This window comes from Ornithinibacillus gellani (assembly GCF_003730295.1).
Lineage (GTDB): Bacteria > Bacillota > Bacilli > Bacillales > Amphibacillaceae > Ornithinibacillus_A > Ornithinibacillus_A gellani.
The window spans coordinates 247,603-272,320 of record NZ_QTSZ01000029.1; the positions used below are offsets into that span (position 1 = coordinate 247,603).

The 24,718-nt window shown below is 41.9% G+C and carries 19 protein-coding genes; 3 read left to right on the plus strand and 16 right to left on the minus strand.

Annotation, left to right across the window (positions count from 1 at the left end; genetic code table 11):
• Positions 1-249 precede the first annotated feature (249 nt).
• Entirely contained in the window at positions 250-1,425 is a 1,176-nt protein-coding gene (locus DX933_RS09310) for a TraB/GumN family protein (RefSeq protein WP_123316164.1), read from the minus strand.
• A gap of 226 nt (positions 1,426-1,651) precedes the next feature.
• Here DX933_RS09310 and DX933_RS09315 point away from each other — a divergent pair, with 226 nt between their 5' ends.
• A complete protein-coding gene (locus tag DX933_RS09315; protein WP_123316165.1) occupies positions 1,652-2,008 on the plus strand; it encodes a hypothetical protein in 357 nt (118 codons plus the stop codon).
• 185 nt (positions 2,009-2,193) lie between these two features.
• Here DX933_RS09315 and yhbH read toward each other — a convergent pair whose 3' ends face one another.
• Together yhbH and DX933_RS09325 are read right to left on the minus strand one after the other, a co-directional pair.
• Positions 2,194-3,351, minus strand: coding sequence for a sporulation protein YhbH (yhbH, locus tag DX933_RS09320; protein WP_123316166.1), 1,158 nt, complete (start codon positions 3,349-3,351; stop codon positions 2,194-2,196).
• A gap of 204 nt (positions 3,352-3,555) precedes the next feature.
• Positions 3,556-5,451: a PrkA family serine protein kinase gene (locus DX933_RS09325; protein ID WP_123316167.1), complete on the minus strand. Its 1,896-nt coding sequence runs from the start codon at positions 5,449-5,451 to the stop codon at positions 3,556-3,558.
• Positions 5,452-5,696: 245 nt separating this feature from the next.
• Between DX933_RS09325 and DX933_RS09330 the strand changes: the two genes are divergently transcribed.
• Together DX933_RS09330 and DX933_RS09335 are read left to right on the plus strand one after the other, a co-directional pair.
• On the plus strand, positions 5,697-6,248 hold the full coding sequence (locus DX933_RS09330) for a thioredoxin family protein (RefSeq protein WP_123316168.1): 552 nt from the start codon (positions 5,697-5,699) through the stop codon (positions 6,246-6,248).
• A gap of 232 nt (positions 6,249-6,480) precedes the next feature.
• Positions 6,481-7,596, plus strand: a complete 1,116-nt coding sequence (locus DX933_RS09335) for a branched-chain amino acid aminotransferase (RefSeq protein ID WP_123316169.1) — start codon at positions 6,481-6,483, stop codon at positions 7,594-7,596.
• Positions 7,597-7,804: 208 nt separating this feature from the next.
• Here DX933_RS09335 and cyoE read toward each other — a convergent pair whose 3' ends face one another.
• The 13 genes from cyoE to DX933_RS09400 all read right to left on the minus strand — a co-directional run bounded on the left by cyoE (position 7,805) and on the right by DX933_RS09400 (position 24,650).
• Positions 7,805-8,704 (minus strand): heme o synthase, encoded by a 900-nt coding sequence (gene cyoE / locus DX933_RS09340; protein WP_123316320.1) that lies wholly within the window; start codon positions 8,702-8,704, stop codon positions 7,805-7,807.
• Between the two features lie 284 nt (positions 8,705-8,988).
• Positions 8,989-9,924, minus strand: a complete 936-nt coding sequence (gene ilvA / locus DX933_RS09345; protein ID WP_123316321.1) for a threonine ammonia-lyase — start codon at positions 9,922-9,924, stop codon at positions 8,989-8,991.
• Positions 9,925-10,134: 210 nt separating this feature from the next.
• On the minus strand, positions 10,135-10,722 hold the full coding sequence (gene leuD / locus DX933_RS09350) for a 3-isopropylmalate dehydratase small subunit (RefSeq protein WP_123316170.1): 588 nt from the start codon (positions 10,720-10,722) through the stop codon (positions 10,135-10,137).
• Between the two features lie 2 nt (positions 10,723-10,724).
• Positions 10,725-12,140 (minus strand): 3-isopropylmalate dehydratase large subunit, encoded by a 1,416-nt coding sequence (leuC, locus tag DX933_RS09355; protein WP_123316171.1) that lies wholly within the window; start codon positions 12,138-12,140, stop codon positions 10,725-10,727.
• 20 nt (positions 12,141-12,160) lie between these two features.
• The gene (leuB, locus tag DX933_RS09360) at positions 12,161-13,267 is read right to left on the minus strand and encodes a 3-isopropylmalate dehydrogenase (RefSeq protein WP_123316172.1); all 1,107 of its coding nucleotides are present in this window, start codon (positions 13,265-13,267) and stop codon (positions 12,161-12,163) included.
• 86 nt (positions 13,268-13,353) lie between these two features.
• Positions 13,354-14,898: a 2-isopropylmalate synthase gene (locus DX933_RS09365; RefSeq protein WP_123316173.1), complete on the minus strand. Its 1,545-nt coding sequence runs from the start codon at positions 14,896-14,898 to the stop codon at positions 13,354-13,356.
• Positions 14,885-15,928: a ketol-acid reductoisomerase gene (gene ilvC / locus DX933_RS09370; RefSeq protein WP_123316174.1), complete on the minus strand. Its 1,044-nt coding sequence runs from the start codon at positions 15,926-15,928 to the stop codon at positions 14,885-14,887. The genes DX933_RS09365 and ilvC overlap by 14 nt, the downstream gene beginning before the upstream one ends.
• A 51-nt stretch (positions 15,929-15,979) precedes the next feature.
• Complete coding sequence (gene ilvN / locus DX933_RS09375) at positions 15,980-16,495, minus strand: acetolactate synthase small subunit (RefSeq protein ID WP_123316175.1); 516 nt, start codon at positions 16,493-16,495, stop codon at positions 15,980-15,982.
• On the minus strand, positions 16,492-18,213 hold the full coding sequence (gene ilvB / locus DX933_RS09380; RefSeq protein WP_123316176.1) for a biosynthetic-type acetolactate synthase large subunit: 1,722 nt from the start codon (positions 18,211-18,213) through the stop codon (positions 16,492-16,494). The genes ilvN and ilvB overlap by 4 nt, the downstream gene beginning before the upstream one ends.
• Before the next feature lie 815 nt (positions 18,214-19,028).
• Positions 19,029-20,732: a dihydroxy-acid dehydratase gene (ilvD, locus tag DX933_RS09385; protein ID WP_123316177.1), complete on the minus strand. Its 1,704-nt coding sequence runs from the start codon at positions 20,730-20,732 to the stop codon at positions 19,029-19,031.
• A 206-nt stretch (positions 20,733-20,938) separates the two neighbouring features.
• Positions 20,939-21,901, minus strand: coding sequence for an ornithine carbamoyltransferase (argF, locus tag DX933_RS09390; RefSeq protein ID WP_123316178.1), 963 nt, complete (start codon positions 21,899-21,901; stop codon positions 20,939-20,941).
• Positions 21,902-21,981: 80 nt separating this feature from the next.
• The gene (gene argH, locus DX933_RS09395; protein ID WP_123316179.1) at positions 21,982-23,397 is read right to left on the minus strand and encodes an argininosuccinate lyase; all 1,416 of its coding nucleotides are present in this window, start codon (positions 23,395-23,397) and stop codon (positions 21,982-21,984) included.
• Positions 23,394-24,650: an argininosuccinate synthase gene (locus DX933_RS09400; RefSeq protein WP_123316180.1), complete on the minus strand. Its 1,257-nt coding sequence runs from the start codon at positions 24,648-24,650 to the stop codon at positions 23,394-23,396. The genes argH and DX933_RS09400 overlap by 4 nt, the downstream gene beginning before the upstream one ends.
• Positions 24,651-24,718: the final 68 nt, after the last annotated feature.

Below are 24,718 nucleotides of genomic sequence, written 5' to 3' on the forward strand. Positions count from 1 at the left end.
AAGATAAGAACGTGTACGATAGGGGCTGTAGTTACCAATAAAGTGAAACTTCAATCAGGGGGATTTTCGTACGTACCCCACTGATTGTTAGTTGAACCAATCAGGCCTTTACTGGCTGTTGATCCCCCACTTACTATTCTTGCGATCAACAAAAATTATTGATGTGGGGGGCTTACAGCCAGTTAATCTGTGATAAAAAAGCCTTAAGGGTAAAAGTTTCTTCCCTTAAGGCTTCCATTATCATATTAATTATAGGTTGTTAAAGAATAATCGAATAACATCTGCGCCACCGATGAATGTACCAATGGAACTGCCAAGATTAGCGAGAATGACAACAAGCAGGATTCGTGACACTTTATTTTGCCAAAAACCTTTTACACTGAAAACATCTGTTGATAATGATTCAAAATCAGCGACATTTGGACGTTTCATGGTTGCTTGTACAATTCCGACAAACCAACCAGCAGCAAGTAACGGATTCAGAGATGTGAGTGGAGCTGCAACAAAGGCTGTCAGAATTGCCAACGGATGTGCCCATGCAATCAGCGCTCCAAGAGCAGATAAGGAACCATTCCAAATAATCCAGCTCAATGTTTGCTGCCAACCCGCAGAAGGATTAGACATAAATGTATATGCAATCGCAGCGAGAATAAGCACTGGAATCGACCAACCAATTATTTTCGGCCAATTTGACTTTGGTGGTACTTGACGCAGTGCAGTTAAATCATGGTCCTTCTGTATTTCACGCTTGATACCTGGAACATGTGCCGCTCCCAGCACAGCAACAATTTTATTGCCTGGGGCTCGCTTAATTTTCTGAGCTAAATACTGATCTCGCTCATCAATTAATGGTTTTTTTAATCTCGGAAAGCTATCTGTGAATTCCAACAGCATCGAATTAATCATATCCTGTGACTTCATTTTTTCCAATTCTTCTTCTGTAATGGTTTCTTTGGAAAAGATTCCACCAATCACTTGCATCAGTAACATTGCTTTACCTTTTAGACCAATACCTCGCCAAATCCGGGAAAAAGTTATTTGAATATCCCTGTCTGCCAACACAAGCTCAGCGCCGATTTCCTTGGCTGATTCAATTCCTTGAATCATTTCCTGGCCGGGGCTTATATCAAATTGACTGGCCATCCTTTTTTGGAAGGAAGAAATGGCTAGATTCATAAGTAATAAGGTTGCTTTCTTCTCCTTTATTACCTTAAAGATATCCATCTCTTTCCACTTATTTCCATCTGTAATCGATTGGTAGCGCTGCTCATCCAGCTCAATACATACCGTGTCCGGCTGTTCCTGCTCAATAACTTCCTTTACCTGTTCAGCACTATGCTTTGAGACATGTGCTGTACCAATCAAAATAAGCTCTTTATCATTTATCTCTATACGTGTTATCGTATCATTTATGTCTTCTGCCATAATTACCTTCCTTTTTCCTGTAAAACAGGCTCCCATGCCTCATCCTACATTTCTACCTGCCAATACGTGCTTGTCTTGCATCATAATACAATAATAGACTAGATGGCCCGGAATTAAAATGATTTTTAATGTTTCTGATGAAATTTGTGTTCCTCCCCACAGAAATATGCTTTACAACTGCATGAGTTCAGCAGATGAGGAGAATCTAATCAAAGGAGGGATATATTTGAAACATGAGATGACATCTATAGAAGCCTTTCATGAGCAATTAAAAAAATGGTCTGGTACAACGATTCACATTACCAAACAAGAATTACAGGATTGGGATCACATCTATCTAGAGTTAACCAATGTAACATTCCACCGCCAACAGCCTGATATAGATGGCTATCGCTCCCGTTACATACTACAGCTACATGGAAAAGGCAATATTCAAAACGATGATGAAACGATGCAGCCACTACCAGACGATACCTATGATATTCCGCTACAGGATACAGCTATGTATGAATGGGATGGTAACCAATTTACCATAAGTACCGAACGTGCACTGTATAAAATAGCTGCAACAACTCAAGCATAAAGTGAAACTTCATTCAGGGGGGATTTTCGCTCTTTCCCACTGATTGTTAGTTGAACCAATCAGGCCTTTACTGGCTGTTGATACCCCACACTTACAATTCTCGTTATCAACAAACAATCTCGATGTGGGGGGCTTACGGGTGATAAAGTATGACGGATGCTAACACTTCAGCATCCGTCAGTCGTTTATACATACGCTTCTTCACGATAAAAGAATGCCTTTAGGGCTTCATATACGTCGCTTTTTTTCTTCAATACAAACGTACGAAACTTTGGGTCTTCAATCGCTTGAAAGGCATTCATTAACGTTGAATAACGATTATGAATATTTACTTCACCGTAGCCAAACATGCTGGATACTGCCATGATTTCTTCGATTAACTCAATACAGACCGGATTATCCATCGTTAAATTTTCCCCATCGGAAAAATGAAATGGATAAATATTGTACCGGGCTGGATGATATTTTTGCTCAATCAATTCCAATGCCTTACGGTAAGCTGAAGAGCAGCGCGTTCCACCACTTTCCCCCTTTGTAAAAAAGGCTTCCTCTGAAACAACCTTAGCCTCTGTATGGTGCGCGATAAAAGCAATTTCAACTGCGCTATAGGTGGTACGTAAAAATTTAATCATCCAGTAGAAAAAACTTCTCGCCATATACTTTTGGATGGTTCCCATCGACCCACTTGTGTCCATCATCGCCAGTACAACGGCCCGCGACTCTGGTCGAATCGTTTCATCCCATGTTTTAAAACGAAGATCATCCTCGAAGATTGGGGCAAAGCTCGGATCACCTGCAGCTGCATTGCGTTTAAAAGCAGCTAATAAGGTTCTTTTTTTATCCAGGTTTCCCATCAAACCTTTTTTGCGAATATCATGGAAGGCAATGTCCTCTATAACAATCTCTGCTTGTTCCTTCTCCTGTAAATTAGGCAGCTCCAATTCAGAAAATAATAGCTCCTCCAGCTCAGCTAATGATACTTCGGCTTCATAATAATCAACACCAGGTGATTCTCCAGCTTCCTCTCCAGTACCAGTTCCTTTCGCTTTCCTACCATCCCTTGCGATGACATCCCCTACTGCACTATCTCCATCTCCTTGCCCCACATGTTTTGCAGCATCATGGTTGTAACGAATTTTATATTCATCCAAGGATCGCACGGGTATGCGAATAACATCCTTTCCTTTTGATAGAATGATGTTTTCCTCGCTTACCAAATCAGGTAAATTATTTCGAATGGCTTCCTTTACTTTTTCGGTATGTCGTTCCTGGTCTTGATATCCTTTGCGATGAAGTGTCCAATCCTCCTGGGAGACGACAAAATTCTCCTTTCCATCCTGCATGCTTCACCCTCCCAAATTTATCGATCGAGACAGATATCTATACCCTTACTATTTAACTCCAAAAGCTTTCAACATTTAAATAGGTATTGCTTTACCTATTTGATATAGCGTATGCAATAGACAAGCAGCCATTGCGCTATTTGGGCGATTTAAAGATATGAAAAAATAGGAACAGGAGAAAACATTCCTGTTCCTTGTCTACCATTAACGATTCAACAAACTGCCAACATAGCGCAGCAGTTCATTAGCTGAAATGGAATTATACCCATATTCATCTATTAACCGCGCAATGACTTCATTTATCTTTTTCAATTGTGACTCATCCGGTGTTTTGGAGCTTGTCGTAATCTTTACAATATCCTTTAAGTCGGCAAATAATTTCTTCTGAATTGCCTCGCGCAAGCGCTCATGCGAATTATATTCAAAACGCTTCCCTTTCCGTGCATAGGCGGAAATACGAATCAAAATTTCCTCACGGAAGGAACGCTTGGCATTTTCAGAAATTCCAATTTGCTCTTCGATAGATCGCATGAGTTTTTCGTCGGGATTCATCTCTTCATCTGTAAGCGGGTCACGAAGCTTCGTCTTATTACAAAATGCTTCCACGTTGTCCAGATAGTTCTCCATCAATGTTTTGGCTGATTCTTCATAGGAATATACGAAGGCTTTTTGAACTTCTTTTTTGGCCATTTCATCGTATTCCTTACGTGCTATAGAAATATAATTCATATACTTCTCTTTATCCTCATCGGAAATCGATGGATGCTGATCCAAACCATCTTTTAATGAACGTAACACATCCAGTGCATGAATGGACGGTTCTTCCTTGCGAATGATTGTCGAAGAAATCCGATTGATAACATAGCGCGGATCAATCCCTGACATCCCCTCATCCGGAAATTCTTTGCGCAACTCCTCCAAATCTACCTGGTTATATCCTTCCACACTTTCCCCATCATAAAGACGAAGCTTTTTAATGAGATCGACACCTTGCTTATTCGATTCCTTCAATCGTGATAAAACAGAAAAAATCGCTGCTGCACGTAAAGCATGTGGCGCAATATGCACATGGGCCATATCGCTTTCCTGAATCATTTTTTCATAAATACGTTCTTCCTCACTAACCTTTAAGTTATATGGAATTGGCATCACAATAATGCGAGAGTGTAATGCCTCATTCTTCTTATTGGAAATAAACGTACGATATTCTGTTTCATTGGTATGCGCTACGATTAATTCATCCGCAGAAATCAACGCAAATCTACCAGCCTTAAAATTGCCTTCCTGCGTTAAGGAAAGTAATAGCCAAAGAAACTTCTCATCACATTTCAGCATTTCTTGAAATTCCATCATGCCTCTATTTGCCTTATTGATTTCTCCATCGAAGCGATATGCACGTGGATCTGATTCGGAGCCAAATTCTGCTATCGTAGAGAAATCGATACTGCCCGTTAAATCTGCAATATCCTGTGATTTTGGATCTGAAGGGCTGAAGGTTCCGATTCCCACACGTTTGTCTTCCGAAAAGAAAATCCGTTCCACTCGAACTTCCTCAATTTTTCCATTGTACTCCTGTTCCAATCGCATCTGATTAAGCGGTGATAAATTTCCTTCAATACGAATACCATAGGTTTTGAAAAAATCTTCTCGTAGATGATTGGGAATTAAATGCAATGGGTCCTCGTGCATTGGACAGCCTTTAATCGCGTAGACAGCTCCTTCATCAGTACGCGAGAAACGCTCCAGTCCACGCTTGAGCATCGTTACAATGGTCGATTTCCCGCCACTGACCGGACCCATTAATAACAAAATTCGTTTTCGAACATCCAATCGTTTTGCAGCAGGATGAAAATATTCCTCAACAAGCCGTTCAATTGCCGACTCTAAACCAAAGATTTCATTCCCAAAGAACTCATACAGCTTGCGATTATCCTTTTCTTTCACACCTGCTTGTTTGATCATCTCATATACACGTGAATGTGCTGACTGTGCGATATTTGGACGCTCTTTCACCAGCTCCAAATATTCCGCGAATGACCCTTCCCATTTTAAGCGGTCTTCTTCTTCACGATATTGCTTCACTCGATCTAATATATCCATATCCAATCCCTCCAACCTATCGCGGTTTGTATAGCTTATGCACAGGGCTGGGTGGGAATGCTTTGACAAGCTATTAGAAAAATAAGCATAGAACACAGCAATGCTCCTAAACGATTATCTTTACTTATCCGGATAATTTTCCTACACTTAATATTCAGAGCAATTACTGATTTAATGAAATGTCTACTACATGAATGACAATAAAAAAATAGTATTCATTTATATCTTAAAAAGGAGCGAGGAGTATGCAGTTAAACGATTGGTTTGAAAAAGGATTGACCCCTGAGGCATATATCGAAACATTGGATAAGCACGCTGATAACTTTCAGCATATTGCTAATCATTTTCAACTTCCTCAAGATGAGGCATTTTTTTCTGACACAAAATCTAAAAACTTACGGATAGTCGCCATTGTAGAGGAATGGTGCGGGCATTGTATGCTTAATATCCCGATTCTGCTGCAGCTAGCTGAAAAGACCGGAATTGATGTTCGATTTCTACCGAGAGATGCGAACCTGGAGCTGATGGATCAATATCAAACAGACGGAAAACGAATTATCCCGATTTTTATTTTCATAGATGAACTGGGCAATGAACAGGCTGTATGGGGTCCCCGTGCAAAGACGACGAAGCAATTTATAGATACCCTCCAAAAAGATATGCCAGCAAAGGATGATCCCGCCTATGAGGAAGCCTTCAAGCTAATGATCAAGGTGTCATCTAAAGCATTTCGTGAAAATCAAGCACTTTGGAATGGTGTATATGACAGTTTAAAAGAGACGATGGAAGCTATCTAATTGAATCCCGCTGTATGAAATGGTTTTATCCAGGCCTTTCATACAGCTTTTTAATTTCCCCCGAGTCCCAAATATAGGCATAACAAATTGAAATACGGCGTGTATATTACGATAAACGGCATTTTGTCAATAAAATTCGGATTTTTTGGGTTTTATGTGTTTAAAGCCTTGCTTTCATAGCTTATTTGTTCTATCATTATTATCAACTTTTTAACAACAAGGGGATAGTGACATGGAAGAATGTAAGGTTCGTGTGGAACGCAGTCAAGCAAAAAAGGAAAAACCGGATGCACAGGAGCTCGTATTTGGAAGAGTGTTCACCGACCATATGCTGGTGATGGATTATGCGGAGCCAGTTGGCTGGCATGATGCGCGTATAGTGCCATATCAGCCGATTACAATTGACCCGTCAGCGATGGTGTTTCATTATGGTCAATCTGTATTCGAAGGCTTAAAGGCATATGTAACACCAGAGGGTGAAGCGCAATTATTTCGCCCGAAAAAAAACCTGGAACGATTAAACCGTTCCAATGACAGATTATGTATTCCACGGGTAGATGAGGAATTTCTGTTGGAAGCCATCCGCGAGCTTATCGCATTGGAAAAAGATTGGATTCCGAAAGCAGAGGGTACCTCCCTATACATTCGACCTTTCATTATTTCAACAGAGCCTTTTCTAGGCGTAGCACCATCACATCATTACAAGCTGATGGTCATTTTATCACCAGTCGGAGCTTATTATAAGGAAGGAATCAATCCGGTTAAAATTGCAGTAGAAAATCAATTCATTCGAGCGGTAAAGGGTGGTACCGGTGAAGCGAAAACTGGTGGAAACTATGCTGCAAGCTTAAAGGCACAAGAAATTGCTGATAAGAGTGGCTTTGCCCAAGTATTATGGTTGGATGGTGTCGAGAAGAAATATATCGAAGAAGTTGGCAGTATGAACGTGTTCTTCAAAATCAATGGTGAAGTTGTTACACCTGCTTTGAACGGAAGTATTTTAGAAGGCGTTACGCGAAATTCTGTCATCCAATTACTAAAGCATTGGAACATTCCAGTGATCGAGCGTAGAATCTCCGTGGAGGAATTATTTGAAGCACATGCGAATGGTACCCTGGAAGAAGCATTTGGCACTGGTACAGCAGCCGTTATTTCCCCAATGGGACAATTATCCTGGAATGACAAAAACATCGTCATTAATGGTGAAAAAACAGGTGCACTAGCGAAGCAATTATATGATACGTTAACAGGTATTCAGTATGGAACGATGGAAGATCCATTTGGCTGGATTGAACCGGTACCGGACTATCAGAAATTAGTCGAAGCCGTTTCACAAGCTGGTAACTAAGTTAAATAGATGCCTGGACCAGCCGTATCCGAAAACGACAAAGAAAGTGAACTTCTTTCTTAGTTGGTTGAGGCCGGCTCGTGGAATGCGAAGTAGATAGCGACGAAGTCAATCCAATAAAACGAAAAGGAGTTCCAGTAGAATTAATTTACTGAAACTCCTTTTTGTTGTGTTTCACAAGGTTTTGTCTCAAACTCTTTCTCTTTTCTTATGCAGTTAGTGATACATATATCATTGCAAAGAATAAGACCATTAAATAATAAAGTGATGTTTTAAACATAATATTTGCCCATTTCATATCATCTTTCATTCGAAAACCACTTAATCCAATCCCGAGCCACACTATATTTAATACTGTTGCCAAAATAACAAATGGCATGCCAAGCTCTGTCAGGAAAAATGGTAATGGCAGCAAGCAGGCCGTATAAATAACGGTTTGTCTTTTCGTAATATCAAATCCATATACAACCGGAAGCATTGGGACTCCTGCAGCCTTGTATTCATGGTAACGACGCATGGCAATCGCAAATGTATGTGGGATTTGCCATAAAAATAAAACCATAAATAACACAACTGGTACAATATGAAAGGTAGAGTCAATAGCTGCCCACCCAATCAATGGTGTAACTGCACCAGAAAAACTACCGATAACCGTATTCAAGGTATATCTGCGTTTCGACCAGAACGTATATAATACGACATATATAAACCAACCAATAAATGCATAAATCGCTGCTTCCTTAGTTGTAAATAATAGAATGATTATCCCCAATACAGACGAAATAATCCCCATTTGCAGGACAGCTTTTAAGCTAAAATTACCAGTAACAGTTGGTCGTTTTTGCGTACGCAGCATTTTACTATCTAAATCAACCTCATACCAATTATTCAGCAGCAATGCACCTGCCATGACTAATGTACTGCCAATTAAGGTTAGCATTAGATTCCCGAACTCTGCTGACAGTGAACCACCTGTAAAATGAACGGCCAATAAAAAACCTGTCAAGACAGGAAGCACATTCAAAATTAATACAATTAATTTCAGAATCGATTTTAAATCTGCAAGAAATGTCATAATACTTTGCTTTGACATGTCTGCTGAGTCCATAGTTGTTAATTGTAGAGAGCTTTTCTCCACGAGCTTCACCCCATATTCAACCTTTGTAACATGTATAAAGTATTTATTAGCAAAAATAATTAATCGTTTCTATTATAGCACGAAGTTTCAGCGCAATCTATGAACGTTTGTTGACGAATCCAAAAGGACGGACAATATTTCATAAACAATTGATTGTAGTACGTCACTAGGCATCGACATTTTATGACAAAATAAAAAAAGCCAGGAATCGTATTGATCCTAGCTCTTTTATCCTGAGTTATCGCTCATCCTATTTATGCGGGGTAATGTAGCTTTTCCGCTAACCTTTGGATCTTCGGCATCGTGCTGATGTCCATATTACCACCACTAACAATAATGCCGCAATGCCGTGATTTGATACTGTGTTGATGAGCAAATACAGCTGCTAATGCTGCAGCTCCTGCACCTTCCATGAGCGTTTTATTACGCTCCAGCATGTATACGATTGCTGAAGCAATTTCTTCGTCAGTTACAGTCACCACATTGTCTACATATTCCCGAATGATTGGCAGGGTATATTTGCCTGGCTTCTTCACAGCAATTCCCTCCGCAATGGTGTGAACCGTTGGCGTTGTTTTCACTTGGTTGGAATGATAGCTTGAATAGGTTGCTGCTGCACCTTCTGCCTGAACACCAATGACACGTATATTACGATTTACATGCTTTGCTGCTACAGCAATGCCACTAATTAAGCCCCCTCCGCCGATTGGCACAACAAGGGTATCGATACGATCCTCCTGTCGAAGCATTTCCAAAGCAATAGAGCCCTGTCCCGCCATAACATCATAATCATCAAATGGGTGGACGTAAACTGCTCCTGTTTGCAATTGTCTTTTTAAGGATGCTTCATACGCTTCTTGAAAGGATTCTCCCGCCAGCACCACATCTGCTCCATAGCTTCTCGTTGCATTTACTTTTGCTTGAGGTGTTTTTTCTGCCATAAAAATAGTTGCTTTCACACCTAATTTAGCAGCTGCATGTGCAACACCTTGTGCGTGGTTTCCCGCGGAGGCGGTAATAACGCCTTTTGCAAGTTGTTCCTTTGATAGCTGCATTAATTTAAAGGTAGCACCTCTAAACTTAAATGCACCTGTCTTTTGCTGGTTTTCCATTTTAAAGTACAGATGTTTTCCCAACAGTCTGTTTGTCGTCTCTGATGTTAATAATGGTGTACGGTGAACAAGCGGCATGAGCCGCTTGTATGCTGTATGCACTTTTTCACCTGTTAAGCCGCAATCCCCAATTACATTCACTCCCCTTGAATTATTCCTACAAATTTTTACATCGCTATCTCTTACAACCATTTTCTCATTCAAATGTGAATCCATCGCCTATCCACGATCCGGCACCACTTTCATATCGGTATTGTAAAACAAAGGCTAGTATGGTTCTTAAATAATCTACCCTTGCATCCGACGTTCATATGCTTCGATTTGATCTTGATACGTTAACGTTAATGCAATATCATCCAAGCCATGCAATAATTTATCCTTTTGATGTGCCGGTATATCAAAGGATACTACAGAGCCATCTGGTGCTGTAATCTCTTGGTTTTCTAAATGTACTGCCAATGTGAAATGTTTTTGCTCTGCTTGCTCCATCCATTGCTGAACCTGTTCTTCCTCCAGAGCAATTGGCAATATACCATTTTTCAATGCATTATTATAGAAAATATCAGCAAAGCTGGGAGCAATAATTACGCGAAAGCCATAATCCAACAATGCCCAAGGTGCATGTTCCCTGGAAGATCCACAGCCGAAATTCTCTCCAGCTAATAAAATGGATGCTCCGTCATATTCCGGCTGATTTAAGCTAAAATCAGCGCGCTTCATACCCTCATCATCAAAGCGCCAATGAAAAAACAAAAATTGCCCAAATCCACTTCGTTCAATTCGTTTTAAAAATTGCTTCGGGATAATCTGGTCGGTGTCGACATTGGTTCTATTTAGTGGATAAACTTTTCCCTCATGTTTGTTAATTGCTTCCATGATCAGCCCTCCTGCAATACATTTCCAGCATAGGTTCGAACATCAACAAAATGACCAGCAATTGCTGCGGCCGCGGCCATTTCCGGACTAACAAGATGGGTGCGAGCACCGTTTCCTTGTCGACCCTCAAAGTTACGATTAGACGTGGATGCACATCTACCACCCGCAGGCACGACGTCATCATTCATTGCCAAACACATGCTGCAACCAGCGTCACGCCATTCGAAGCCTGCTTGTGTAAATATTTGATCCAAGCCTTCCTCTTCCGCTTTCATTTTGACAAGGAAGGAACCAGGAACGACAATGGCTCTCACACCTGGATTTACTTGTTTTCCTCTTACAATAGCTGCTGCTTTTCGTAGATCACCCAAGCGGGAATTCGTACAAGAGCCAATGAAAACATGATCAATTTCAATAGAGGTGATTGCTTGACTTTCCTCTAGTCCCATATAATCCAGTGCACGTTGTACGTCCTCTGGATAGGAAGTGTCCGCTAGTGCAGGAGTTGTACTATTCACTGGTACACACATGCTTGGGTTTGTACCCCATGTTACTTGCGGTTCAACGGTTGCTGCATCAATGGTAACTGTCGCATCAAATACAGCACCTTCATCTGTCGCTAATGCGAGCCACTCCTGTGCTAATTCATCAAAATCAGCACCCACGGGCACATGTCTTCTTCCCTTTAAATAGGAAATCGTTGTTTCGTCCGGGCTAATCATTCCAGCCCGCGCACCAGCTTCTATTGACATATTGCAAACAGTCATCCGTTCTTCCATGGAAAGCTTACGAATGGCTTCTCCTGTATATTCCAGAACATAGCCGGTTCCAAATCGAACGCCAAATTTCCCAATAATCGCAAGGATTAAATCCTTTGCCGTAACACCTGCACCTAGTTCACCTTCTACTTTCACATTCATTGTTTTTGGACAATCCTGCCAAAGTGTTTGGGTTGCCAGCACATGCTCTACTTCGCTCGTTCCAATTCCAAAAGCCAGTGCTCCAAATGCGCCATGTGTAGACGTATGGCTATCTCCACAAACAATGGTTTTTCCAGGTTGGGTTAGCCCAAGCTCTGGCCCAATCACATGAACAATACCTTGATCGGGATGGTGCATATCCGCCAAAGGAATATCATTTTCTGCGCAATTGGCCTTCAACGTTTCCATTTGTTTTTTCGCAATTTTATCCTTAATAACATCACGATTGCGCGTTGGCACATTGTGGTCGACCGTCGCAAAGGTCCGATCTGGTCGGCGCACCTTCCGATTATTCATCCGCAGTCCTTCAAATGCTTGTGGTGACGTGACCTCATGAACCAAATGCAGGTCAATATATAATAGATTCGGTTTTCCTTCTTCGCCATGAACGACATGCTTCTTCCATACCTTTGAAAAAAGTGTTTCCGGTTTTCCCACGCTTCTAGCACCTCCACTACTTATGCGTACATACTGCAAATACTATTTGACACACTCTTTGTCGTTAGATTTTCAATAATAATTTCAGTTAATTCTTCCGTGCCTACCAGTGTTCCACCTGCAATATTCAGATCCGGTGTATGGAAGCCTTGCTCCAATGCAGTCTGTACAGCTTCCTCTATTTCGAATGCTTCATTCCCCATTTGGAAGGAATGACGTAGCATCATGGCAGCTGATAATATCATTCCCAATGGATTGGCAACACCTGTACCAGCAATATCTGGAGCCGATCCATGAACAGGCTCATACAATCCCACTCCATCCGCTCTGACACTAGCAGATGGAAGCATTCCAAGTGAACCAGTTAATACAGATGCCTCATCACTCAAAATATCGCCAAATAAATTCTCGGTAACCATGACATCAAATCGATTTGGGTCTGTAATTAACTTCATCGCTGCTGCATCGACCAATAGATGTTCAACAGTGACGTCAGGATAATCTTTTCGTTTCTCTTCCACCACTTCACGCCACATCCGACTGGATTCCAAAACATTTGCTTTATCCACTGATGTAAGATGCTTCCTTCGTTGCTGGGCACTTTGAAAAGCGGTATCAATGATTCGTTCCATTTCCACCCGTTCATATGCCAATGTATCAACGACTGCTTTCCCATTATTACGTCGTTCACTTGGCTGACCGAAATATAAACCACCCGTCAATTCCCGGACGATTAAAATATCACTGTTTTCAACCAGCTCTTGCTTTAATGGGGAGGCATGCAACAATGGTTTCATTGCCTTTACCGGACGCAAATTAGCATACAAGCCCATTGATTTCCGAATCCCTAGCAAGCCGCGCTCGGGACGAAGATGTGCTGGCTGAATATCCCATTTTGGTCCACCAACTGCTCCTAGTAACACGGCATCTGCATGTGTACAAGCTTTTACCGTGTCTTCTGGTAAAGGTGTCCCAAATTGGTCAATGGCATCTCCACCAATGGCATGCTGGTGGAACGTAAACTGATGGCCAAACTCACTTGCAATTGTGTTCAGGACAACCTTTGCCGACTCCATAATTTCCTTGCCTACACCGTCACCCGGAAGCGTTATAATTTGCTTATTCATCATTTGGCCCTCCTCATGATTTAGAAAAACTTTTCTAATCCCCGCTTCATTTTAACTGCTGCCGTCATTTCTTCCTGCAACTTTGATTACTTCATGCCATCTGCTGTACGTTGCGTGCCCTGCTGGACAATATAACGATTAACCGCATTTAAGAATGCATTTGCCGACGCTTCCAGCACATCCTGCGCACTGCCACGTCCATTCACGGTTTCGCCATCTACTTCTATTTGTACATGCGATTCTGCTAACGCATCCTTTCCGCCACCAACCGAATTAATTTGATAGTCTACGAGCTTCAAGTTTTCCGACACAAGTGCATCCAATGTGTTATACAATGCTTCTACACTACCCTGCCCGGTACAAGCGGTTTCCACCTCGCGCCCATCTGGTGTTGTTAAAGATACGGTTGCGGTTGGTATGTTTGCTGATCCATATTGAACCTGAAACATATTCAGCTTATATTTTCCGATAGAAGCGTGCTCTGTCTGGATTTCTGTCAAAATCGTAAACAAATCATCATCCGTTACTTCTTTTTTATAATCTGTCAGCTTCTTAAATGCTTCAAAGGCTGCTTTTAGCTTTTCATCTGTTAGCTGATAGCCCATTGCTTCTACTTTATCCTTAAATGCATGCCGTCCAGAATGCTTCCCCATGAACAATGTATTGGATTGAACCCCAACCATCTCTGGTGTGATAATTTCATAGGTTTCTGCATGCTTCAGAACGCCATCTTGATGGATACCTGACTCATGTGCAAATGCATTACGACCAATAACTGCTTTATTCGCTTGCACATACATCCCTGTCAGCTTAGCAACAAGGTCACTCGTTCGTTTTATTTCATTTAATTTCAGGTCGGTATAATATGGATAAACATCGGAACGAATTTTCAATGCAACAGCTACTTCTTCCAATGCTGCATTCCCTGCACGTTCGCCAATTCCATTAATTGTTCCCTCAACTTGTGTGGCTCCATTTTCCACTGCTGCAATAGAATTCGCAACCGCCATGCCCAGATCATTATGGCAATGGCAGGAAAGACTAATCCCATCAATATTCGGAACATTTTCCTTCACATATCGGAACAAAGCACCATATTCTGCTGGTGTTGTATAGCCGACGGTATCCGGCAAATTAATTACTGTCGCACCCGCATCAATAACCTTTTCGATTATTTGAGCCAGAAAGCTCCAATCTGATCTGGAGGCATCCTCTGCTGACCATTGCACAATAGGGAATTTTCTTCTGGCATAGGATACCATTTCAACTGCTGTTTCAATCACCTGCTCCGGTGTTTTTTTCAGCTTATGCGTCATATGAATCGGAGAGGTGGCAAGAAAGAGATGAAGGGAAGGCTCTGCAGCACCCTTAAGTGCATCCCAAGCCGCATCCACATCTGATTTCACCGTTCGTGCTAATCCTGTTACAGATGTATCTTTAATCGTATCGGCAATTGCCTTTACTGCTAAAAAGTCACCTTTGGAGGAAGCAGGAAAGCCCGCTTCCATCCTTGTAACTCCAAATCGTTCCAGCTGTCTGGCAATCTCTAATTTTTCCAACTGATTTAGATTAACACCTGGTGACTGCTCACCATCTCTCAATGTCGTATCGAAAATATTAATTCGTGACATGCACCTTCACATCCTTTTGTTTGTCTTGTTTGTTTTGTAATGGCTGATTGACAAAAGGCATTAACGCACGGAGCTCCTTTCCTACTTTTTCAATTGGATGCGCATTTTCTTTCGCATTAATCGCATTGAACTTCGGACGGTTTGCTTGGTTTTCTAAGATCCAGCCCTTCGCAAATTCACCGGATTGAACATCTTCCAAAATCTCTTTCATACGTGCTTTTGTTTCCGCATTTACCACTTTTGGTCCAGAAACGAAATCCCCCCACTGCGCTGTATCAGAAATGGAGTAACGCATGTTTTCTAGTCCACCTTCATACAGCAAATCTACAATCAATTTCATTTCATGTAAGCATTCAAAATAAGCAACTTCTGGCTGATAGCCAGCTTCTGTTAAAGTTTCAAAGCCTGCTTTGATCAAGCTTGTTACACCACCGCAAAGCACTGCCTGCTCTCCAAATAAATCCGTTTCTGTTTCTTCCTGGAAGGTAGTTTCTAATACACCAGCCCGTGCTGCCCCAACTCCTTGTGAATATGCCAAGGCAATTTGCTTCGCATTACCAGTCACGTCCTGATACACCCCATATAACGCTGGTACACCTGCTCCTTCTTCAAAAGTTCTTCGTACCAAATGTCCAGGACCCTTCGGTGCTACCAAAAATACATCTACATCTTCTGGCGGTACAATTTGAGTAAAGTGAACATTAAAACCGTGAGCAAATGCCAATGCATTGCCAGCCTCTAAATTCGGCTGAATGCTTTCCTTATAAACGGCAGTCTGTAATTCATCTGGAAGCAATACCATGACAACATCTGCCTGCTTCACAGCCTCTGCTACTGAGACAACGGAAAAACCATCATTTTCTGCCTTCTCCTGAGATTTACCTGGGCGTAAACCAACTACCACGTCATAGCCGCTATCTCTTAAGTTTTGCGCATGTGCATGGCCCTGGGATCCATAACCAATGATTGCAATTTTCTTATCCTGTAAAACTCCTGTTTGAATATCTTGTTCATAAAGTACCTTTGTCATATTAAAATCCTCCTAAATAATTGTTTGTGGTTTACGTACTATTCCGATAATTTAGACGGTAAATGCATTCATTTCCGATACTTGTGGTTGTTGTCCGCGTAAAAATGCAGTCACACCTGTACGGGTTAATTCCTTAATGCCATATGGTCGGAGCAATGTAATCAATGCATCCACCTTATCTGGCTTACCTGTTACTTGAATGGCTAAGCTATCGCGGCTTACATCAATGATTGAAGCGCGAAATGGCTGGATAATCCCTTGTATTTCTGACCGGGATTGACTTGAACTGCCTACCTTGATTAATGCGAGCTCTCTAGCAACGATTGCTTTTTCTGTGATGTCGGAAACTTTGATCACATCAATTTGTTTATTCAGCTGCTTGGTGAGTTGCTCCAGCTTTTGCCGATCACTCACTTCCACTACGAAGGTCATTTTTGAAATACCCTCTATTTCCGAGCTGCCAACAGAAATACTATCAATATTGAATTGGCGCTTATGCAGCATACCAGTAATTCGATTTAACACACCACCGCGGTTTTGTACGGTTGCTGTTATGATACGCTTCATTTCGTCACCCCTATCATTTCATGTATTCCTTTGCCAGGGGCAATCATTGGATAAACAGCTGTTTGTTTAACGACACGGCAATCGATGACAACTGGTCCATCATAAGCAAAGGCCTCTGCTAATGCAGCTGGTAAATCTGCTTCTTTCGTAATCTGCATACCGCGTACACCAAAGCTATCTGCCAGCTTGACGAAATCCGGATTGAATCCAAACAAGGATTCCGAATAACGTCCTTCATAAAAGCTGCCTTGCCATTGCTTTACCATCCCAAGGGCTTCATTGTTTACAATGAGAACCTTTACCGATAAATTTCTTTCCCGAACGACAGCGAGCTCCTGGAACGTCATTTGAAAGCCACCATCACCTACGACAGCAACTACTGTATCATCTGGACAAGCAAGCTGTGCTCCTACAGCTGCTGGAAATCCAAATCCCATTGTTCCAAGTCCGCCCGATGTTACCCAACGATTCGGCTTGTCGAATGCATAGAATTGGGCGGCCCACATTTGATGCTGACCTACATCTGTCGTAACAATTGCCTTACCACTTGTTTCTTTATAAATTTGTTCCAGTAGCCATTGAGGTGATAACAGCTGATCCGAACGTTCATACCATAATGGAAACGCCTGCTGATTGCTGGCAATCTTTTCATTCCATGCTGTGATATCCGGCTGTGTGATATCTGCTGAGAGCAATGCAAGTAATGCTTCCTTTGCATCTGCAACCACTGGTATATCTGTTTTGATGTTTTTACCAATTTCAGCCGGATCGATATCAATATGCGCGACCTTCGCATGAATTGCGAAATGCTCTAAGTTACCAGTAAGTCGATCATCAAATCTTGCGCCGATATTAATGAGTAAATCACTTTCATAGATGGCCATGTTTGCCGCATATGTGCCATGCATACCAGCCATGCCTAATGCTTGTGAGCCTGTTCCTGGATAACTGCCTAGACCTAGTAAAGTTGTTGCAACAGGTAAATCATAGCGCTCTGCAAATTCTTTGAGCTCTTCGGCTGCGTCAGCAAATAGTACGCCAGCCCCAGCTAAGATAACGGGACGCTTTGCCCTTCCCAGTGCTTCAGCCAGCTTCACAATTTGCAGTGGATTCGGCTTCTCTGTCGGTTGGTAGCCTGGTAAATCAAAATGATTATCGAAATCTCCGGTTGTTAAATCTGCTGAAATATCCTTAGGAATATCAACTACTACCGGCCCTGGTCTTCCTGTTGTTGCAATATGAAAAGCTTCACTTATAATTCGTGGTAAATCATCAATCTGTTTCACTTGGTAATTGTATTTCGTAATCGGAGTTGTAATTCCCAGAATATCGGACTCCTGAAATGCATCTGTTCCGATTACTCCTCTTGCTACCTGGCCCGTAAATACAACCAATGGAAGGGAGTCCATCATCGCATCAGCAATGCCTGTTATTAAATTGGTTGCACCTGGACCCGATGTAGCCAGCACTACCCCTGGTTTCCCTGTCACCCGAGCATAACCTTCCGCCGCATGGATGGATCCTTGTTCGTGACGGAATAGGACATGTTCAAATGGTGCTTCACTGCGATATATCGCATCATAAATTGGGAGTACTGCACCTCCAGGATAGCCAAAAATGGTATCGACTCCTTCTGCCACCAATGATTCAATGAGCAGATCAGCACCCGTCATTACTTTGTTTGTCCCTTCTACTTCTTGCTTTGCCTCCACACGCAATTCAAACACGCCTCCTTTTAGTCATTGTTCATCTTTCATTCTTAACGAAAAAAGACCCTTCTTTCCCCACACATCTGTCCATGATGAATCAGATTAGTATGGGGAGAAAAGAGTCTTCCTTTCACGGTACCACCCAGGTTTACAGCATTCTTACGAATACGGCCTCATGAAGCTGATAAACAGCCTCTTTGATAACAGGTGCTGGTTTGGTAGCACCTGGCTAGATCTAATTAGCAAAAGCTGTTCAATCCAGCACTCAGGGATGATGTCGGAGCAAATTGTACTTCTGGGCTTCCAGCAACCCCAGATCTCTGAGAGTACAATGGTGATGCTCCTTTTTTCCCGTCATCGCATTTTATAATATTGGAATGTAAAATAACATTCCCATTCACATACCAAGTTTTTTTGGAAAGTGAAAGTTTTGACTGTCTGATATATTGCGACTAATCATATAACGTTTTTCGTATTAGGTCAATAGCTAAAATAAAGTTTTTTGACACTTTTGATTAATCAAATAAAATGAATGCGTTTACAACGTTGTCCTTGTCAACTTCATCAAAACACAAAAAAGTTTATTACATTTCTATTACATCGTGATTCAAGTGTGTTTCCTTTGATTCAACAAGGTTTAAAGGCCATTTTTATAAGATAATTGGGATTGTTTTTGATCCGTGATGGGCCCCCATTTTGGATTATGCATGGCCATTAAAAAGTTTGGTTGTTGCTTCAAAGGGTGTCACTTTAACCATGTATACTTGTTCGCCTAAATAAAAAAGCTTCAGCCAGTTCGGCTGAAGCTTTTGGTACGGTACGACTTAATATTCACTTTCCTCCAGTGTGCGATGAAAGAAATCTGTGACGGCTCCTTTGGAGGAACATGACACATTATGCGCATATTTGCCAAGCACACCTTTTGTATATAACGGTGGCGCAGTCCATTGTTTCTTTCGTAATGCCAGCTCCTCATCTGTTATTGCGACCGAAATGCGTTTTTCGTCTGAATCAATGGTTACCAAATCGCCTTCTTCCAGTAAAGCAATTGGTCCACCAACCTGTGCTTCGGGTGCAATATGACCAACCACTAGCCCATGGGTTCCACCCGAAAAGCGTCCATCTGTCAATAAAGCAACCTTTTCGCCAAGTCCTTTTCCAACAAGAATAGCGGAAATAGATAGCATTTCTGGCATACCTGGACCGCCCTTTGGACCAACATAGCGAATGACGAGTACATCACCAGCATTTATTTCGTTATTCATCACAGCTTCTGTTGCCTCTGCCTCCGTGTCAAATACACGTGCAGGGCCGGTATGCTGATTCACCTTCACACCTGAAACCTTCGCAACCGCTCCACGTGGTGCTAGATTCCCCTTCAGTACAATCAATGGTCCATCGGTACGCTTTGGCTGGTCAAATGGCATAATAACGTCCTGACCTTCTGCAAGAGAGGGGGCATCCTGCAGATTTTCAGCTATTGTTTTACCTGTTACTGTTAAGCAGTCACCATGCAAATATCCAGCTTCATAAAGCATTTTCATAACAGCAGGCACACCACCTACACGATGTAAATCCTGCATGACATATTTTCCACTTGGCTTCAAATCTGCCAAATGTGGTACTTTCGCTTGAATTCGATTGAAATCGTCAATGGATAAATCCACATCAATAGCATGCGCAATCGAAAGTAAATGTAAAATGGCATTCGTGGAACCTCCCAAAGCCATCACAACGGTAATCGCATTTTCAAATGCTTCCTTCGTCATAATATCCTTCGGGTAAATACCCTTTTCCAATAAATGATAGACAGCTTCTCCTGCTGCTTCACAATCCTTCGCTTTTAGACCTGATTCAGCAGGATTCGATGCACTCCCGGGCAGACTCATTCCCATGGCTTCGACAGCAGAAGCCATCGTATTCGCCGTATACATGCCTCCACATGAACCTGCGCCAGGGCATGCTTTACATTCAATTGCCTGTAACTCACCATCATCAATCTTGCCATTATTATGCTGGCCTACACCTTCAAAGACAGAAACGATATCGATATCCTTTCCACGGTGTGTACCTGGTGCAATAGTGCCACCATACACAAATACGGATGGCACTTCTGCATTGGCAATTGCTATCATACAACCTGGAATATTTTTATCACAGCCACCAATGGTTACAAGCCCGTCCAAATTTTCCGCCCCAACAACTGTTTCGATGGAATCCGCAATCACATCCCTACTTGGTAAGGAATAGCGCATCCCCTGGGTTCCCATTGAAATCCCGTCTGATACAGTAATTGTATTAAAAATTAACGGAACGCCTCCAGCTTGTTTGGCACCATTTTTTGCACTAACCGCCAAATCATATATATGAACGTTACAAGGAGTTACTTCACTCCACGTACTTGCAATGCCAATCATCGGTTTTTTGAAGTCCTCATCTTCTACTCCAACAGCCCGTAACATGGCACGATTCGGTGCTTTCATTGTTCCTTCAAACACATGACTTTTGATTCGCAAATCCTTTTTCATCCAGCATGGCCCCTTTCTTTCGAATCATTATAGAGCTAGTTATTATATAATTCAAATCATTTATACAAATAAATTTAGTTTGGATACACAACACACTGGGCTTTTATAGGAAAATAATTTTTATTTCAGATTTCAAAATCTGCAATTGAGCCAATGCAAAAAAACCGGACGATATGAATTGTTCGCCCGGTGATTTGCCGATTATATTATGCCATTAATCCTACCAGCAATGCTTTCTGGGCATGGAGTCGATTTTCCGCCTGTTGAAATACAATCGAATGGCTGCCATCTAGTACGCCTGCTGTTACTTCTTGTTCACGATGCGCTGGCAAACAATGCATGAAAACCATATCTTTTTTTGCTAAAGCGCATAACGATTCATTCACTTGAAATGGTGAGAATTCAGCTAGACGTTCCGCTTGTTCCTTCTCCTGCCCCATACTCGTCCACACATCCGTATAAAGCACATCTGCATGGGAAGCAGCAGATTCAGCTTGATGACTGACTTCTATCTGCGCACCGGTGATTTCAGCTAAATGCTTTGCTTTTTCAACGATATTCGGGTCTGGTTCATAACCTTTTGGCGATGCAATGTGAATATGCATCCCCATTTTAGCCCCGCCTAAAAGTAAGGAGTGCGCCATGTTATTTCCATCACCGATATAGGCAACCTTCACTCCTTTCAATCCGCCTTTTTTCTCTTGAATGGTTAATAAATCAGCAAGCACCTGACATGGGTGATACATATCAGTCAAACCATTGATGATCGGAATGGTGGCGTGTGCAGCCATCTCTTCAATCATAGCCTGGGAATATGTTCGGATCATAATGCCATCTAAGTAACCGGATAATACTTTTGCTGTATCCGCGATTGTCTCTCCTCTGCCCAATTGCATATCAGACGGGCTCAAAAATAACGCATGCCCACCTAGCTGGAACATTCCTGTTTCAAATGATACCCGGGTTCTTGTCGAAGCTTTTTCAAAAATCATTCCCAACGTTTTTCCTTGCAATGGCTGAACTTGTTTACCGAGCTTTTGTTGATTCTTTAGGATTGCGGCTAGCTCAAGCAGCTGATTCAAATCATCCTGACTGCAATCCTCCAATGTTAGAAAATCCTTTCCAGATAATCCATCCTCTAAGCCCATCTTTGTAACCTTTGCTCCCATCTTATTCGCACACCTTTCCATTTCACATGAAGTTAAACTATTTATCTATTTATCTCGTCATTTCTTAATAAAAATAAATTCTAAGAACCTATTTGCTGAATCTTTTCGTCTATCCAACTAGCTGTTTCATCAAATAATTGCTTTGCCCCAGCCAGCTGTTCCTCTACACGTTTTTTAGCTGTGCCGCCTGCAACATCTCTTGCATTTACAACTGCTTCCGGAGTCAAAACTTTAAATACATCTGCTTCAATACAAGGTGAAAATTCCTGCAATTCCTCTAAGGTCGTATCCAAAATATAGATTCCACGTTGGATACAGGACTGGACTATTTTACCGGACACGGCATGAGATTCCCTAAAGGTCAGTCCCTTTCCAACTAAATAATCGGCTAGATCTGTTGCGTTGGAAAAATCATGTCGAACTGCTTGATACATCTGATCTTTTTTCACCGTCATCGTTTCCATCATTGGTGCAAACAACGCCAATGCACCCTTTAATGTGTCCACTGTATCAAACATACCTTCCTTATCCTCTTGCATATCCTTGTTATAGGCTAATGGCAGCCCTTTTAATGTTGTTAGCATGCCAATCAAATGACCGAATATCCGTCCCGATTTTCCACGAACAAGCTCGGCTACATCCGGGTTCTTTTTTTGTGGCATCATGCTGCTCCCTGTGCAAAATGCATCGTCCAATTCAATAAAATTAAATTCCGCACTGGACCAGATGATCAATTCCTCGCTAAGCCTGGACAGATGCACAGCAATTAGAGAAGCAGCTGACAGAAATTCAACGACAAAGTCACGATCACTTACGGCATCTAAACTATTTGCACATATCCCATCGAAATGAAGCTGTTCCGCTACAAATTGGCGATCAATTGGAAAGGTTGTTCCCGCTAAAGCTCCAGCGCCAAGCGGGGATTGGTTGACCCGCTTCCAGCTATCTGTTAAACGTTCTATGTCACGTTGCAGCATAAATACATATGCCATCATATGGTGAGCGAACAGAACCGGCTGCGCACGCTGTAAGTGAGTATAGCCAGGCAATACGGTGTCCAAATTTGCTTCGGCCTGTGTCAATAGTGCCTGCTGAACTTGGAGCAGCCCTTGTACCAATGTACATAATTCTTCTCGTAGATAGAGCCGCATATCCAAGGCAACCTGATCATTCCTGCTTCTCCCGGTGTGGAGCTTTCCGCCGACAGCACCAACCTCATCAATCAGCAGCTTCTCTACATTCATATGGATATCTTCATCTGTTTCAGATAATGCGGCCTCACCGGATTGAATTGCTTCGGCAACCTTTTCCAAGCCAGCAGCAATTTGATCTGCATCTTTAGCTGACAGGATGCCACAATGCTTTAGCATGTCAACATGCGCCAAACTACCTTGTATATCTTGCTTTACCATTTTTTGATCGAAGGAAATGGAAGCTGTATAGGTTTCTACTAATTCATTTGTTGGCTTCGTAAATCTTCCACCCCATAGTTTCATAGTTTTACCGCTTCTTTCACATCAACCGTTATCGCATCAATTGTTTTACCATCCTGTTTTTGTTTATTTACTGCAGCATGCACTTTCGTAGGTAGTCCCCACAGCTTGATAAATCCAAGTGCTGCATCATGATCAAATGCATCTCCTGCATCATAGGTTGCCAAATCTAAATCATATAGGGATTGATCGGATTGACGTCCAATCACCTGGATATGTCCCTTATACAATTTGACCTTCACTTTTCCATTTACCTGTGCTTGCGTTTCTTCAATAAATGCCTGCAGTGCTTTCGTTAATGGCGAATACCAAAGCCCATCATAGACTGCCTGTGCCAATTTTTGTTCGATAATCGGTTTAAACTGTGCCACTTCACGTGTTAAAGTAAGAGATTCTAAGCTTTGATGCGCGGCAATCAAGGTCAAGGCAGCAGGAGCTTCGTAAATTTCACGGGATTTAATTCCTACTAAGCGATTTTCTACATGATCGACACGACCAACGCCGTGCTTACCAGCAATATCATTCAACTCTAAAATAAGTTCATTTAATTCGAATGCTTCTCCATTCATGGCAACAGGCTTCCCCTGAATAAATTCAATTTCAATTACTTCTGGTTCATCTGGAGCTTCTACAGGGTCCGTAGTTAAATCATATGCTCCTTTTGGCGCTTCCACCCAAGGATTTTCCAGTACTCCACATTCACAGCTTCTTCCCCATAGATTTTGGTCAATACTATATGGATTATCGACATCAACTGGTACTGGAATGCCATGCTTCTTCGCGTACTCAATCTCTTCATCCCGCGTCATAGCCCATTCTCTTACTGGGGCAACAATTTTTAACTCTGGATTTAAGGCTGTAAACGCAACATCGAAGCGAACCTGATCATTACCTTTCCCTGTGCAGCCATGTGCAACTGCAACTGCCCCTTCTTTTGCTGCGATATCAACTAAAACCCTCGCAATGAGCGGGCGTGATAAAGCAGAAATTAACGGATAAACTCCTTCATATAGTAAATTTGCCTGCAATGCTGGTAACACATAATCTGTTGCATATAACTCTTTTGCATCGATGACATAAGATTTGATTGCTCCTACATCAAGTGCTTTCGTTTTAATAAATTCTAAATCCTTACCTTCTCCAACATCCAATGCCACTGCAATGACATCGTAATTATATTTATCCTGCAACCATTTTACCGCAACTGACGTATCCAGTCCCCCCGAATATGCCAATACAATCTTTTCCTTTGCCATATTATCCACTCCCTAATTCGTCCTTGTTGTTGATTACTATTATTTAATATTGATTAATTATGCAACAA